The organism is Candidatus Photobacterium acropomis, assembly GCF_030685555.1.
Lineage (GTDB): Bacteria > Pseudomonadota > Gammaproteobacteria > Enterobacterales > Vibrionaceae > Photobacterium > Photobacterium lucens.
In genome coordinates this window covers 24,085-39,459 of sequence record NZ_CP131608.1, presented here as the reverse complement: position 1 = coordinate 39,459, position 15,375 = coordinate 24,085, and the positions used below count along the sequence as shown (strand labels likewise).

The window sequence follows — 15,375 nt, the reverse complement described above, 5'->3', positions numbered from 1 at the left end:
TTAGGAGCGACTATTTTTCTTTGTAAATATTTCTCTTAGGTCTATTTATGAAAAAATCATCGTTGATTGCATGCGCAATCGGTGCAGGTGTCGTTGGTTATTTAGCCACGGTATATGCTGTTGATCAGGGCGATAAAACCCTTCATCAACAATATCTTTCTCAAGCTAATTTGGTTAAAGCAGATCCTCTTTCTCAGCAAGCTTTTAAGATTTTTAACCAAAAAGGCTGTCAGTACTGTCACACCACAAATAGTGAAATGCCGTTTTACGCTAATATGCCAGTGGCGAAACAGCTGATGGAGCATGATGTTAAACAGGCACTTCGCCAATTTAATATTTCAGCGTTAATGGAGCAGGTTCAACAAAATAAACCTATTTCTGAAGTTGAATTAGCGAAATTAGAGTCAGTATTGAACGATGGCGCAATGCCACCTAAACAATATTTACTAATGCACTGGCGTTCGGATTTATCGCAGCAAGAAACAGATATATTGCTAAATTGGGTTAAGCAAGAACGCAGTAAATATTATGCTGACTCTGAAGTTGTACCAGAATTTAAATATGATGCGGTGCAGCCTATTTCAACGACTTTCAAAGTCAATGACGCTAAAGTTAAATTAGGTGAAGAGCTCTACCACGATAAGCGTTTATCAGGCAATAACACAGTGGCGTGTTCAACCTGTCATAGTTTAACCAAAGGTGGTGTTGATCATTTAGATACATCAACGGGTATTAATGGTGCGAAAGGTCCAATTAACGCACCAACAGTATTTAATGCGGTGTTTAATATTCACCAGTTCTGGGATGGTCGAGCGAAAGATCTGCAAGAGCAAGCGGGTGGTCCACCAATGAATCCTAAAGAGATGGGGGCTGGGTCTTGGCAGCATATTATCGACAAGTTAGATAAAGATTCTGCATTAAAAGCACAGTTTGATGCGCTTTATCCTAAGCAGGGTATCAGTGAGTACAGCATTACTAATGCGATTGCTGAGTTTGAAAAAACCTTAGTAACGCCAAATAGCCGCTTTGATAAATTCCTAAAAGGCGATAAAACAGCCTTAACACAGGAAGAGCAAGAAGGTTATGCGTTATTTAAAGCGAATAAGTGTCAAACTTGTCATACCGGTCAATCTATGGGCGGCTTGTCATATGAAGTAATGGGCCTAAAAGGTGATTACTTCGGTAATCGTGGTAACGTCACTGATGTTGATAACGGTCGTTTTAACGTCACAAAAGATCAAAACGACATGCACCGTTTTAAAGTACCAACGTTACGTAACGTGGCATTAACTGCTCCTTATTTCCATGATGCAAGTGCGAAAACGCTTGAGCAAGCAGTCGATGATATGGCGTTATACCAAGTAGGTGTGAAGTTAAGTCAAAGCGATATTAATAAGATCACCGCTTACTTGAAAACCCTAACAGGTGAATATCAAGGTAAACTACTGAAATAAAAAGTGAAGAATAAGAACGGCTTCTGTCTCTATATTGTTAAAGAGCAGAAGCCGTTTTTTATTGTATTGATAAATTAAATAGAATGATTTGATAGGAGAATAAAAAATCGAAAGTCAATAATGAAATAGAATTAAATAAGGAGTATCCTCTTCGCGCAAACGATTACATCACAAAGTTGTAAGGATTCAGAATGTCTACTAAGCCACTCATCGCAATATCTGTTGCTATCGCTCTCGCTGGTTGTGCAACAGCACCTAGTGTTCAGCACCAACCTTTTTCACTGACTGTCGCGCATATAAACGATACCCATTCTAATTTTGATCCTGTTAAATCGAGTTTTAAGGCCGACGGTACTAAAGTTTATAACGAATTTGGTGGTTATCCTCGCTTACAAACCATGGCAAAAGAATATAAAGCTGAAGCGAAAAAAAATAATCAAAGTTTATTATTCTTACATGGTGGCGATGCGTGGCAAGGCAGTGCTTATTTCAAATTGAATCAAGGTGCAATGAATGCCGACCTGCTAAGTAAAATGGGCTTAGATGCAATGGCTCTCGGTAATCATGAATTTGATTTAAATAATAAAAAACTTAATGCTTTTATCAGTAGTGTTAATTTTCCTGTCCTCGCTGCTAACGTCGATGTTAGCCAAGATGCTGATTTAAAAAATCAAACTAATCTTCATCCTTATCAAATCTTTGCTTTTGATGGCAATCAGAAAACATTGGTTAAAGATATTAACCACTTACCTAAAGATAAAAACCTTGTTGCTGTATTTGGTCTAGCATTAGATAACATGCCAAACATTGCGCCAAATACCGGTGATGTGAAGTTTAACGATATGGTTAAAACCGCACAGGCAACAGTTGATATGCTGCAAAGTAAAGGCATTGATAACATCATCGCACTGACTCACATTGGTAATGCCGTTGATCTTGATGTGGCTTCGAAAGTTAACGGTATTGATTTAATTGTTGGTGGTCACTCCCACACATTACTGGGCGATTTTACCGATCTAGGTTTAAACAATAACGGTATTTATGCCCAAATGGTGAAGAACCCGAACGGCCAAACAGAAACCTGTGTGGTACAGGCTGGTGAATATGCGCAAGCTATTGGTCGCGTTAACGTGAAGTTTGATGCTAAAGGCGATGTAGTGACGTGTGCGGGTCATAATACGCTACTAAGTAATGATGAGTTTTATCATCATGCAGATCGTAAAAAAAGTGACATGTTTAGCCCTGTAGAAACAGCGACAGTGGAAAAGTTCATCGATAATCATGACAAGATCACCATTGCTGATGAAGATGCGTTACTACGTCAACGTATTGATACTAAATACAAGCCAGCGGTTGATAAAGCTTACGGAAAAACCATTGCTCAGGTTCCGGTCGAAATTAAACATGAGCGTCGTCCAGGCGATCGTGGTACCGATAAACATGGTTCAGATGTGGCGCCGATTGTCGCTGAAGGACAGTACTACTGGGCAAATGAACCACAAGTACAGAAAGTGACAGGCATGAAAGTGGACTTTTCGCTGATTGGTGCTGGCGGTATTCGTACGAACATTGAAGCTGGTGAGTACCGTGAAGGTAATGTATCGCTAGAATTGCTACCATTTGCTAACTTTATGTCAGTGGTACCGGTAAAAGGTTCTGTGATTAAAGATTTATTGCAAGAAGCGGTTACCGCAACCTTACCTGAAGGATCTCACGCCGGTAAGTTCCCATATGGTGGTCATATTCGCTATAGCTACACTGAAACGACACCGCATAAAGCAGGTAAGTTAGGTAAAGTGGAAGTGATGACAGGAACCGAAAAGCACCCTGTATGGACGCCAATTCAAGACAATAAAACTTACAATGTTGCGATTAATAACTATAACGCAACGGGTAATGACAATTGGACACCACTTTACTACGCACAAAAAGATCATTCAGGTCGTGTTGATGTGGTTTATGTTGACGGTAAGTTAACTGGCTTTAAAGTGAAGAATATTGATAAAGTTGGTGATAAATACAAGGTCAACTACCAAGGTGGTAAAGCACCGAATTGTAAGGCTGCTAACACCCGTTGCAATACCGATGCGCAAGCGGTGATTGATTACATCGATCAAAGCCGTCAGCACTTAGTGCCATTAGGCTATGAAGTGGTGACATTAAACCGTACTCAGTCATAATTTTTATCGTCAGTAAAAAATAAATTGGGCGCTTTTTATGATTTGTATGACCATAAAGAGCGCTTATTTACATTTACAAATAAAATTGGTCTTTTTCAACAATCGTTAATTTTCTAAATTTTGGCTCAAAGTCATATATTAATAGAATATTAATGATATAACGTATTTATTAACCTGTTGATTAAATAGGCTTTTATTGGTTTGTAATATAAAATATTAATTATTTGAAAAATAAAGCTATACAATCGGCTCAATTTCATTACTATAGACCCCGGCCTGTAAGTCAGACCTATTTATATGTAACATTATGTTTTAGAAAACCTTCGCTGTAACGCTTTACCAGTGTCATGAAGCTTTCCACTCATAAGCTATAACGTAAATAATTCTTTTTCTGGCTACATACGCAATTTTGCGAATTATTTAAAAAATTTTGGAGACTATCATGTCTAAAGCAACTGGTATCGTTAAGTGGTTTAACGAAGAGAAAGGTTTCGGTTTCATCACTCAAGACAACGGCGGCGCTGACGTATTCGTTCACTTCCGTGCTATCACTGGTGAAGGCTTCAAGACTCTAGCTGAAGGTCAAAAAGTTTCTTTTGACATCGAGCAAGGTCAAAAAGGTCCTCAAGCTGCTAACGTTGAAAAAGCTTAATTCTTTTTTACGTTAAAAGTTTAAAAAATGCCGACATTATGTCGGCATTTTTGTATCTGCGATTCCCTATTTTCTTTAATCACGTCATTTCTTCCTTTCCATTATCTCGTATATCGGCATTTTATTTTGTGCGAAAACTGTTTGAGTCAGCTATCTTGCTTCAATACACTTAATGTTTATTTTCAGTATTTTGGGTGCAATGGATGCAATCAGAATCATCTCAAGATCAAATCGATACGTTAGTCTTTAATCAATTGCGTTCAGGCTTTGAAGCACAGAGTGATACTTCGCTTTCTGCTTGTATAAAGCAAGGGCAGCATCTTGCGATATCTGGCGTCTCTGGTTGTGGTAAGAGTAGCTTGCTACAAGTGATTGCTGGGCTTAAGGCGCCTCAGTCGGGCTCCGTTATTTTTAACAATCAATTGATTGATGTAAAAGCATTGGACCTTTGGCGGCAAAGTATTTGTTACTTTCCACAACAAGCCGTGATGGGCGGAGAATGCGTACGTGATGTTCTTCACCTTCCTTGGCGTTTAAAAGCGATAACATATTTGCCACTGCCTAGCGATGATTTGTGCTTATCTGCTTTATCACAAGCGGGTATTACGGTGTTATTAGATAAGCCGATTGATACCCTTTCTGGTGGTGAAAAGCAGCGTGTTGCTATTGCTAGGGGCATATTAATGCAGCGAAAGGTGTGGTTAATGGATGAGCCAACATCGGCCCTTGATCCTGCTGGGCGAGATAAAATCATTCAACTGCTTGTCGAGTTATCGATAATTTGTATATCCGTTTCGCATGATCCTGTTTGGCTTAAAGGGGCAACTCAGGTACATACCATGCATTTGGATAAGGAAAGGATGTGATGTCCGAGTCAATGAATAGCACTTTAGATATTCAGTGGGTAGCGATGGCAGGTTTCTATTTGTTGCTGTTGATCCCGATATTTTTATTCCAGCGTTGGCAACTCGGATTAAACCGAACCTTGATAAATTCCGTATTACGGATGACCTTGCAGCTTTCCGTTGTCGGTATTTATCTGCACACTTTGTTTGGTTTGCAAAGCGTGGTGCTCAATATCGTTTGGCTTTCTATCATGGCGTTAGTGGCGAGCTATACCATTTGTAAACGTGCTGAGGTGAATGTAAAGCGAGTGCTACCTGCGGTGATCATCGGTCAATTTACTGCGCTAATTGTTGCGTTGCCTGTGATGTTGATGGGGGTGATCCAAGTTGAACCTTGGTGGCAAGCGCAATACATGATCCCGATTGCAGGTATGTTATTAGGCAATAGCTTAATGGCGAATGTACTGGCCTTGTCTCGTTGGGGGAGTTTACTGAAAGAGAACCATAACGAATACCAGTATTACGTCTCTCTTGGTGCTCCAGATCCTGCATTGCCTTTTATTCAAACAGCGGTAAAAGCGGCATTAACACCACAGCTGGCAGCGATGACAACCTTAGGCATTGTTAGTTTGCCGGGGATGATGACAGGTCAGATCTTAGGAGGGGCTGCGCCATTAGTTGCAGTGAAGTACCAGTTAGTGATCATGGTGGCGATCTTTATTTCAGGGGTGATTTCAGTGGCAACAACGTTAAGTATTGTAAGGCGAGTAACCTTTAATGCGTATGGAGAAGTGCGTTAAATCTTTTCTTAAGTAACAGACAATAAAAAAGCAGCAATGATGCTGCTTTTTTTGTTTGTTCTTTTATCAGAGCAAGGCTTATTCGTTGATTGCACTGATTGGGAATATTTCGCTAGGTGCAACAATCTCATCTTGTGCTGCGATGGTTTGTAGTTCCCACTCACCACGACGCGAGGTCTCTTTTAATACCGCGTAACACGCATTATGTGCATGTTCAAAAGCCTGCTCTGGTGCCCAGCCTTTTAATAGACCAGCAGTAAAGAGTGATGAAATAAGATCGCCTACGCCCACAGGTTGTTTGTCAAATTTTAGGTGTGGGCGCTGTGCTAGGAAACAACCTTCAGCTGTTGCTAGCATCATCGTGAACTTTTCATCAGAGATACTGTGTAGGTGTTTTACCAGTACCATTTTAGGACCCATTGTTAGTGCTTTTTTACAAGCGGCAACGGCATCGTTCAGATTATGGATTTCCATGCCAACAAATTGGCTGAGTTCAAATTGGTTAGGAACGATAGCATCAGCAATTGGCATAACATCGTTGATCAGGTATTCCGCAATACCATCAGCAACAATACAGCCTTTCTCTGGATCACCCATCACAGGATCACAGATATAAATAGCGTTAGGATTGTGTTGTTTTACTTTTTTCACGGTGTCGATAATTGCAAGACACTGGCTTGCGCTGCCTTGATAGCCCGTTAATACCGCTTCGCAGTTCTTTAATTGGTCAATACCTTCAATACCAGCAACTAATTCACTAATGTCATCACCGGAGAATGCTTTACCAGTCCAGCCTTCTTTATATTGAGTGTGGTTAGAAAACTGTACGGTATGTAGTGGCCATACTTCAAAGCCCATACGTTGCATTGGAAAAACTGCAGAGCTGTTTCCAGCATGACCGTAAACAACATGTGATTGAATAGATAGAATGCCTTTCATTGAGGTTCCTTATTAACCTTAGGTCTTTTAAGCATACTTTACTCTTGCTTATATCAGAATTCTAATCATTTTATATCGTAATTATTCCTTGCATTTATGCAGATTAAAAAGTGACCGACAATGTCTCTCTATTATTGTCTATAACGTGAAATAATTTGTATCAATCCTAATTGAAAGTTGTTTTATTAGCGTTTTTTGCTGCTTTTTTGAACGTTTATTGAATTTTTTGGTGAAAATATTTTTAAAATAAAATTCTTTAAAAACAATGGTTAAAAATCTTTCTCAGTGGTTATCCACAGTTTTTTACAAAATTCTGTCATAAAAATATTTACAGAATTAAAAATAGTGTTTAATGTCTGTCTCGTCTGTTACTCAGACCTCAAGTGTTTTTAAAATCAAAACTTCATTTCTAACATTGTGATTCGTTATTGTTGCAAACGAAGGGCGCAATGCTCGGCTAAAAGAAGGGTGAACTTTTAGCTCAGAAGTAGTAGGTCAATGAGTAAAACGATAATTACCGTAATTAATATTTAATTTACGGGTTTAACTATTCGAACTCAAATTGATAGCCACAAACAAAAATGCTAATTGAAAGCGATGTTTGGGCATAAAGGAAATATAACTATGACTTCACAAACAGGTATTATTCGTAGCTTTAACCCAGTAGAAAAGATCGGTCTAATTACAAGCGATCTTGGTGGTGATATTCGTTTTGACGCATCTCAAGTATGCGGTCAAGCACAGCCATCTTCTGGTAGCATGGTTGAATTTTCTCTTGATGATTCAAGCAATAAGCTAAAAGCAGTTAAAATTCGTTTTATCTAAAAACGATAAATTATTAATTTATATTTCGTTGTAAGTATAAAGTTAACATTCAGCCTGATTAATACATAATTTATTTATTGTCGGGCTGTTTTGTTTTATTGGATAGAAAAACTATTTTCGATATAAAATAAATTTGGAAAATATGATTTTGTATTAAAAAGCCCTTGTTAATATATTAGCAAGGGCTTTTTAGTTGTTTAAGAATTAAGCGCCACGTGGCACCGCATGTGCGGTATTTTCAGGTGCTTTTCCTTGATATTTTTCAATTTCAAGTTGAGCCATATGGCCACAGTTACCTTGTGCTAACTGCGAGCTGCCAACATCAAAGGTTAGAACGTTAATACAACCGTTTCGACATAAACCACCTTCTTTACCAGGGGTTGCCGAGTCATACCAAGCACCTTCACTTACGCGAATAACACCAGGACGAATAGCATCTGATATTTTTGCACCAACAAGGATCTGTCCACGATCGTTAAATGCACGGACTAAATCGCCATCAGCAATACCTCTTGCTTTCGCATCGCTAGCATTGATTAAAATTGCTTCGCGGTTAGCAACAGCATATTTATCACGCAGAGGAGTATTGTCTAATTGTGAGTGTAATCGGTTTGTTGGGTGCGCAGTATTTAATGATAGAGGATATTTCTTCGCAATATCAGCTTTGTACCACTCTTTTGGCTCATACCATTTAGCATGGGGGGCACAGTCTGCATAGCCCATTTTTTCTACTGTATCAGAGTAAATCTCAATACGACCTGATGGTGTCCCCAGTGGGTTTAACAGTGGGTTCTCTCTGAAGTCTGCATGGCGTATCCACTTTTGATTCGCATCAGGAATAGGGAAAGTAATGTAATCATTGGCTTCCCAGAACATACTAAACGGCGGAAGAGGGACACGATTTGCACGTGCTTGTTTCGCCATTTCATCGTACATACCCTTGATCCACTGCATCTCGGTTTTATTTTCAGTAAATGCAGCTTTAACACCTAGCTTTTCGGCAATACCACTGAAAATATCAAAATCGCTTTTTGATTCAAACTGTGGTTCTACCGCTTTATGCATTGGGAATACATAACGTTGAGAGTAATCACCACCCATATCGATATCATTACGTTCGTAACTTGTAGTCGTAGGTAACACAATATCGGCATGTTTTGCTGACGCTGTCCAGTACGGTTCATTAACGACGATGGTATCTAATGTTTGCCATGCCTTTAGCAAGTTATTAGTATCTTGGTGTTGGTGGAAAGGGTTACCGCCAGCCACATATACCATTTTAATTTCAGGGTAAGTAACACTCTTACCATTAAATTGAATGGTTTTCCCAGGCTCTAAGATCGCTTCAGCAATACGTGCTACTGGAATTGGGGCAGGACTACCTTTTGGTGCTTTACCTGCGTTAATACCAGAAATAATGCCGCCTTTTGCTGTTGGGCTACCACCTGAAGAGTAGTGATAACTAAAGCCAAAACCACCGCCAGGTAGTCCGATTTGACCAAGCATTGCGGCTAGAGTCACCATCATCCAGTGTGGCTGCTCACCATGTTGTTGACGCTGCATTCCCCAGCCAGCCATTAACATAGTGCGGTTTTTAGCAAATTCATGGGCAAGCATTTTGATCGTTTTGGCATCAATACCACTGATCTCTGCTGCCCATTCGGCAGTTTTTGGCGTGCCGTCACTTTCACCTGTCAGGTAAGGTACAAATTTATCAAAGCCTTTAGTGTAATGCTCAAGGAACTCCTTATCGTACAGGTTTTCCGTATATAAGGTATAAGCAATACCAAACATCATCGCCACATCAGTATAAGGGCGAGGTGCAATCCATTCAGCATCCATGAAGTCGACGGTTTCATTTCTGACTGGATCGATAGCAATAACACGAGTCCCTTTTTCTTTTAGGGCTTGTAGGCCTACTTGTCCTTCGTGATCTGGCACGTTCCATGCGTTTTTCAGGGTGACCATGGCATTAAAGCCCCAAAGCACAACCAGCTCGCTGCTTTCGATAATTACAGGCCATGTGGTTTGTTGCTCATAAACTTCCATTGAGCCCATCACATGGGGCATGATCATTTGAGCCGCACCCGTTGAGTAGTCTCCTGCATAACCAAGGAAACCACCATTTAGGTTCATTAAACGCTGGAGTAGGGTACGGCTGTTGTGGAACATGCCAGTACTTTTCCAGCCATATGAACCCGCATAAATAGATGATGGGCCGTATTGTGTTTGCAATCGCGTGATTTCATTGGCAACAAGCTGATTAGCTTTATCCCAGCTAACACGAACCCATTCATCATTTCCGCGTTTTTCTTTCCCTGCGCCCGGACCGCCTTCAAGATAGCTTTTTCGTACCATTGGGTATTTGATACGGTTTTTAGCATGCACTTGATGTGGTGCCATTTTGATCAGTTCGTTAGGGTATGGATCATCAGCAACAGGAACTACATCAACCATTTTTCCATCTTTAACGACTGCTTGAAATGCTCCCCAGTGCGCTGATGTTAAGATACCGTCCTGCGCTGTTTTGGTATAAATAAATTGCGGTAATGCTTGTTCAATTGCTTTTGCCAATGCTGTTTTTGGTAGCAATGTCGACATTAAAGAAACACCACCAATTGCAGCCGCTCCTTTTAAAAAACGTCGACGGCTCCATGCTGGTTCGTTAATTTTTTGGTTATCTTTGATCATTATTTTTCGCTCCCAGCCATATCACTAGCGTGTTTCTGAACATATTGAGTAAGCATACGGCTTTGCTCTTTGGTTAAAGAGGTGCGCGTTTCCATTGCTTTAATAACTCCAATCCATTGGTTGGCGTTGTAGTGATCAAGTGCGGTCAAGCCATGACAGCCTGTACAATTTGAATTCATCAAATTAGATGAATATGCCCAAAGAGGTGCTTCATTATCGACAAAGCTCTTATTATCAGCCCAAACATCTAAACTCACTTTGTGCCATACCAATCCTGTTGCTGGATCTGTCTCAGTCCCGTTTTCTTTTAGGGCTTTTTTAGAATCGTCACTGAGTAACGCAGAAATAATGCGTTTACCTTTCGCAGCATAAATGACGGAGTCTACGCCATCTTGTTGCCAGCCAGATATTGTTGCTTGAACGCGATCGCCTTCACGAGAAATTACGTCAACCTTGGTACTTGGCATTAAGTTGCCTTGGTTGTATTCGTCATCTTTGGTCATAAAGAATGGTTGAGTAGCAATGCTATATAGTACGGTTGCAGAAGGTGAGCTAGATGCTGCAGCTTTTGACAATTCATCAGCACCTGCTTGTGCTTTATCGGATGTGTCAGGAAGTAAATGGGCAATACCCTTATGGCAATCAATACATGTGCTACCGTCAGACATCGCTTGTGTATGCATTTTCTGAGCTGCTGGGCGTTGCTCTAAAATACTCATAGCAGTAAATTCATGACAACTACGACAAGCCGATGAATCTGTTTCTTTCATCTGATCCCAAACTGTTTGTGCCATTTCACCACGGTGCTGTTCGAATTTTTCATCGCTATCAATCTTGCCCGTAATGAATTCATGATAGATATCTTTACTGGCACGGATCTTAGTAATTAAGTAGTCAACTTTTCCTGTCGGTATATGACAGTCAGCACATTCTGCACGTACGCCATGCTCATTTTGAAAGTGGATTGTTCCTTGATATTCAGCTAAAGGTTTTTGCATAGAATGGCAGGAAATACAAAATTCTGTATCTGATGTTTTATGAAGTACGGTTTGAGTTGTTGCTAGAGTTAGCCAGCCGACTCCCACGCCTATGGCGAGTAGAAGTACAGCGGTACGTTTTTTAAATTTCATTGAACCTCACATTGCAAACTGTTTGTTTAAGTTGTCTGTGCAACTTTTATATAAGAAGTTGCATCTTAGCGAAAATTAAGTCGCTTTATAAATATTTTTATAAATAAGCTCAAAATATTTAATAATTTCTGGCTTTATATGAATGGGTTGCTTAAAAAGCGACTAAATATGACTAGATTGCTTGTTGTTAACTATTTGTCGATATCTAGTTGTGGCCCGTTTTTTAGAAAAAAATCCTGAGCAAATTATTAATAAGCTCAAGATTTTTGAACTGAAATAAAAGTGGTGACTTTATTACGCCATGAAATGCGCTAGGAACTGAGTAATTGGTTCTAGATAATTTTGGAAGATTACCAATGAAACTAAACCACTAATTACCACCCATATAAGCCCAAAACGTAGGCTCACAATCGTACAAACAATCGCAGCAAGCACTTTTGGATTTTCAAGGTTAAAGGCAAAGTTAGAGCCTTTACCAAGAATTTCTACAGCAATGATAGCGGGTAATACTGTGACCGGAACAAAGCGTAGTGTTTTCTTAAAACGCTCTGACATATTAAAGCGACCAGCCATGCCGATAACAGAGAAACGGATCAGGAAAGTAGCGACTACCATTGCTAAAGATAAGTAAATTACAAATTCGTTACTTAAAGCGATATGTGCGTGAGAATCCATAATAGTACCCCTTATTATTCAGCGATTGCGTTAATTAGTTGAGAGTCGTTTTGTTCTTGTTTGATTTCTTTACGCACTTCTTCTTTTAGTTCGGCTTCCATACGCTCAGTTGATAAATCCATACGGTAACCTGCATATACACCAACAATAGCGGCAACCACTAAACCTAAAGAATAAGGAAGACCTGAAAGTAAGATACCGGTGACGGTAGCAACTACCGCAGCCACGATACATTCACGGCTTTTTACTTGTGGGATCACAATAGCAATAAAGGCAGCAACCATGGCGAAATCTAAACCATAATCAGCAATGTGTGGGAAAGATGAGCCAATAACCGCACCGAAGAAATCAGCGACCACCCAGTTTATCCAAAAGCCAAACATCGCCGCTAGGTAGAACCAATGACGCCCCGGCTTTTCTTGTTTCATTTCACCAACCGTCGCAGCATAGACTTCATCCGTTAGGCCATACGCCATCAATGCACGAGTCGGCATTGAGTACTCTTTTACATACTCTGATAGTGATGCGCTGTACAACACATGGCGCAAATTGATCACGAAAGTGGTCAAGGCAATCACAATCAACTCAGTCGATGATTGGACTAGACCCAAAGCGACCATTTGTGCCGAGCCTGCAAATACAGTCATCGACCATAAGGTGCTTTGTAGTACTGACATACCAGCATTGATACTGATAGCCCCTACGATAAACGAGAAAGGAAATGCCCCTACACAGAGAGGGAATATAGCTTTTAAACCGGCTTGGATAAGTTGTTTCTTCATGCGGCGCCTTTTTATGGGTCGTGTCGTAAATGAAAGAAAAGTTGCATTTTTCACAGTAGTTACTGTTTTGTACTGCGCTATTTTCTGCAAATATATTTTAACCTGTGTTTTTATTCAATCATTTTTGCTATTAATTTGTTCACATATGCTAGCATAATTGTATTTTATTGCAGCCAGTTTTGTGTTTTATAGCTGGTTTTTCATAATGTTATCGGTTTTTTACTATTTATGGAAAGATTGATTTTATTTTTAATTGCAAAAATAGTTGCAAATTTTGAGTTTGCAAGGTTAAACTAAATTTGAATTTTCGATAGCGAGATAAAGAATCATGACAAAAGTAATTACTTCTCAATCAGCTCCTGATGCCATTGGCCCATATTCACATGGCAACGCATTTGGCGATTTAATTTTTACATCAGGTCAGCTGCCTGTATGTAAAGAGCAAGGCGGTATTGTTGAAGGTGGTATTAGCGCTCAGTCTCGCCAATCACTAGAAAATCTTCGCTCAGTGATTGAAGCTGGCGGTGGTGAGATGGAAACAGTGTTAAAAACAACTTGTTACCTAGCTAATATTGAAGACTTTGCTGCATTTAATGCGGTATATGCAGAGTTCTTTAAAACAGATTGTCCTGCACGTAGCTGCTTTGCTGTGAAAGATCTTCCTATGGGTGCATTGGTTGAAATTGAAGCGATTGCACACCGTAAATAATAAAGACAGCAATAAATAATAAGAAATTAGTAGGGGAACCACTCATGAATACACAATGGCAGCAATACAAGAACATCATTAATGCAGTAGTTAAACCTGCGTTTGGTTGTACTGAGCCAATTTCAGCCGCTTATGCATCAGCTGTTGCCGCTGAATTGTTGGGTCAAATGCCAGAAGAATTAGATGTTAAGGTCTCTGATAATCTTTTCAAAAATTCAATGGGTGTATTCGTACCGGGCACAGGACGTATTGGTTTAGCCATTGCGTCAGCGGCGGGTGCTGTGGGTGGTAACCCTAATGGTGGCTTGGAAGTACTGGTTGATATTAAACCTGAGCACGTAGAACTAGCACAACAACTGATTGATGCTGGCAAAGTGAGTGCTGGGCGTAAAGATGTTGAAGAGTTTATTTACTGTGAAGTGACGGCAAAAGCAGGTAATGATGTCGCTATTGTTGAAATTAGCGGTGGTCATACTCAAGTGATCAAGAAAACGCACAATGGCAAGATTGTGTTTGATGCTAGCTCCGATCTCAATACAGATAAGAAGCCAGCATCAACGGCATCAGTGTGTGAAGGCGTAGATATCTCGATTAAAGGGATTTATGACTATGCCACAAACGTTGATTTTGACGAGATCAAATTTATTCTCGATGCGCGTAATCTAAATAGTGCGTTATCGGATGAAGGATTAAAGAATGCGTATGGCTTGGAAGTCGGTCGTACCATTCAAAAAAGCATGGCCAATGGTTTATTTGGTGAAGGTTTAATTAATAAAGTAGTGATGCGAACGGCTGCAGCATCTGATGCACGTATGGGCGGTGCAACACTACCTGCAATGAGTAACTTCGGTAGTGGCAATCAAGGTATTGCAGCCACCATGCCTGTTGTAGAAACTGCACAGCATTTTGGTTCTTCAGAAGAGCAATTAGCACGTGCCTTGATCATGAGCCATCTTGGTGCGATTTACATGAAATCTTTCTACCCACCATTATCACCATTCTGTGGTAATGCGGTAACCAGTTCCGCTGCTGCGATGGGGATGGTGTATCTAGCAGGTGGTTCGTTTGAGCAAATGTGTTTTGCTATTCAAAACACCTTAAGTGATACCACGGGTATGTACTGTGACGGTGCAAAATCAACCTGTGCTATGAAAGTGAAAAGCTCAACAAACTCTGCGGTAATGAGCTTCTTAATGGCAATTGAAAATAATGAAGCACGATCACAAGGTATTGTGGCTGACGAAGTTGAGAAGACAATTCGTAACGTAGGTAAAATGGTGAAACAAGGTATGTCTAATACCGATGCCACTATCATTGAAATTATGTCAGCATAATTTTCCAAGATTAAAGAAAGCCATTGTTTTTATTCTGTTATACGACAGAGTAAAACAATGGCTTTTTTGTATATGTTGTCGGCAATTTTTGATTTAGCACCACTAGCTCTTCAAATCGTCTTCTTGTCTATAAACCAAGATATTCTCACTGAACCTAGTATCTTGAGGTGATTTGGTGATAAACCATAGATTGATTATATCAATGGCATTGGTGAGTGTATTTTCATCTTAGATAGTCGTTACCTATGATTAACATTTGATGTGCGGTAACTTTTGGGGATGTTGCAAATCTATACAATTGTCCCGATTACGCTTTATTAATTGTATAAATACTGTATTTTACCTTGCATAAAACCGTT

General features: G+C 39.9%; 13 protein-coding genes. 8 read left to right on the top strand and 5 right to left on the bottom strand.

What is annotated here, in order from left to right; genetic code table 11:
* Positions 1–47: 47 nt before the first annotated feature.
* The 5 genes from Q7657_RS00170 (at position 48) to Q7657_RS00150 (ending at position 5,931) form a co-directional block, all read left to right on the top strand.
* Entirely contained in the window at positions 48–1,454 is a 1,407-nt protein-coding gene (locus Q7657_RS00170) for a cytochrome-c peroxidase (RefSeq protein WP_107166364.1), read from the top strand.
* Positions 1,455–1,645: 191 nt separating this feature from the next.
* Positions 1,646–3,634, top strand: a complete 1,989-nt coding sequence (locus tag Q7657_RS00165) for a bifunctional metallophosphatase/5'-nucleotidase (RefSeq protein ID WP_107166363.1) — start codon at positions 1,646–1,648, stop codon at positions 3,632–3,634.
* 442 nt (positions 3,635–4,076) lie between these two features.
* Positions 4,077–4,286: a transcription antiterminator/RNA stability regulator CspE gene (cspE, locus tag Q7657_RS00160; protein WP_008989725.1), complete on the top strand. Its 210-nt coding sequence runs from the start codon at positions 4,077–4,079 to the stop codon at positions 4,284–4,286.
* 203 nt (positions 4,287–4,489) lie between these two features.
* Positions 4,490–5,152, top strand: coding sequence for an ABC transporter ATP-binding protein (locus Q7657_RS00155; RefSeq protein WP_107166362.1), 663 nt, complete (start codon positions 4,490–4,492; stop codon positions 5,150–5,152).
* An 11-nt stretch (positions 5,153–5,163) separates the two neighbouring features.
* On the top strand, positions 5,164–5,931 hold the full coding sequence (locus Q7657_RS00150; RefSeq protein WP_107166497.1) for an ABC transporter permease: 768 nt from the start codon (positions 5,164–5,166) through the stop codon (positions 5,929–5,931).
* Between the two features lie 78 nt (positions 5,932–6,009).
* On the opposite strand, the gene pdxY is transcribed toward Q7657_RS00150, so the two are convergent.
* Entirely contained in the window at positions 6,010–6,870 is an 861-nt protein-coding gene (pdxY, locus tag Q7657_RS00145) for a pyridoxal kinase PdxY (protein ID WP_107166361.1), read from the bottom strand.
* A 624-nt stretch (positions 6,871–7,494) separates the two neighbouring features.
* Here pdxY and Q7657_RS00140 point away from each other — a divergent pair.
* Entirely contained in the window at positions 7,495–7,695 is a 201-nt protein-coding gene (locus Q7657_RS00140; protein WP_008989721.1) for a cold shock domain-containing protein, read from the top strand.
* Between the two features lie 204 nt (positions 7,696–7,899).
* Here Q7657_RS00140 and torA read toward each other — a convergent pair whose 3' ends face one another.
* The 4 genes from torA to Q7657_RS00120 form a co-directional block, all read right to left on the bottom strand.
* A complete protein-coding gene (gene torA, locus Q7657_RS00135) occupies positions 7,900–10,386 on the bottom strand; it encodes a trimethylamine-N-oxide reductase TorA (protein ID WP_107166360.1) in 2,487 nt (828 codons plus the stop codon).
* Entirely contained in the window at positions 10,386–11,516 is a 1,131-nt protein-coding gene (locus tag Q7657_RS00130; protein ID WP_107166359.1) for a NapC/NirT family cytochrome c, read from the bottom strand. Before Q7657_RS00130 ends, torA begins: the two co-directional genes overlap by 1 nt.
* A 294-nt stretch (positions 11,517–11,810) precedes the next feature.
* Positions 11,811–12,191, bottom strand: coding sequence for an AzlD domain-containing protein (locus Q7657_RS00125; protein WP_107166358.1), 381 nt, complete (start codon positions 12,189–12,191; stop codon positions 11,811–11,813).
* Positions 12,192–12,205: 14 nt separating this feature from the next.
* Positions 12,206–12,973, bottom strand: coding sequence for an AzlC family ABC transporter permease (locus Q7657_RS00120; RefSeq protein ID WP_107166357.1), 768 nt, complete (start codon positions 12,971–12,973; stop codon positions 12,206–12,208).
* A gap of 328 nt (positions 12,974–13,301) precedes the next feature.
* Between Q7657_RS00120 and Q7657_RS00115 the strand changes: the two genes are divergently transcribed.
* Both Q7657_RS00115 and Q7657_RS00110 read left to right on the top strand, forming a co-directional pair.
* On the top strand, positions 13,302–13,682 hold the full coding sequence (locus tag Q7657_RS00115) for a Rid family detoxifying hydrolase (protein ID WP_053987662.1): 381 nt from the start codon (positions 13,302–13,304) through the stop codon (positions 13,680–13,682).
* Positions 13,683–13,726: 44 nt separating this feature from the next.
* Positions 13,727–15,016, top strand: coding sequence for an L-cysteine desulfidase family protein (locus tag Q7657_RS00110; protein ID WP_107166356.1), 1,290 nt, complete (start codon positions 13,727–13,729; stop codon positions 15,014–15,016).
* The last annotated feature ends 359 nt before the right edge of the window (positions 15,017–15,375 follow it).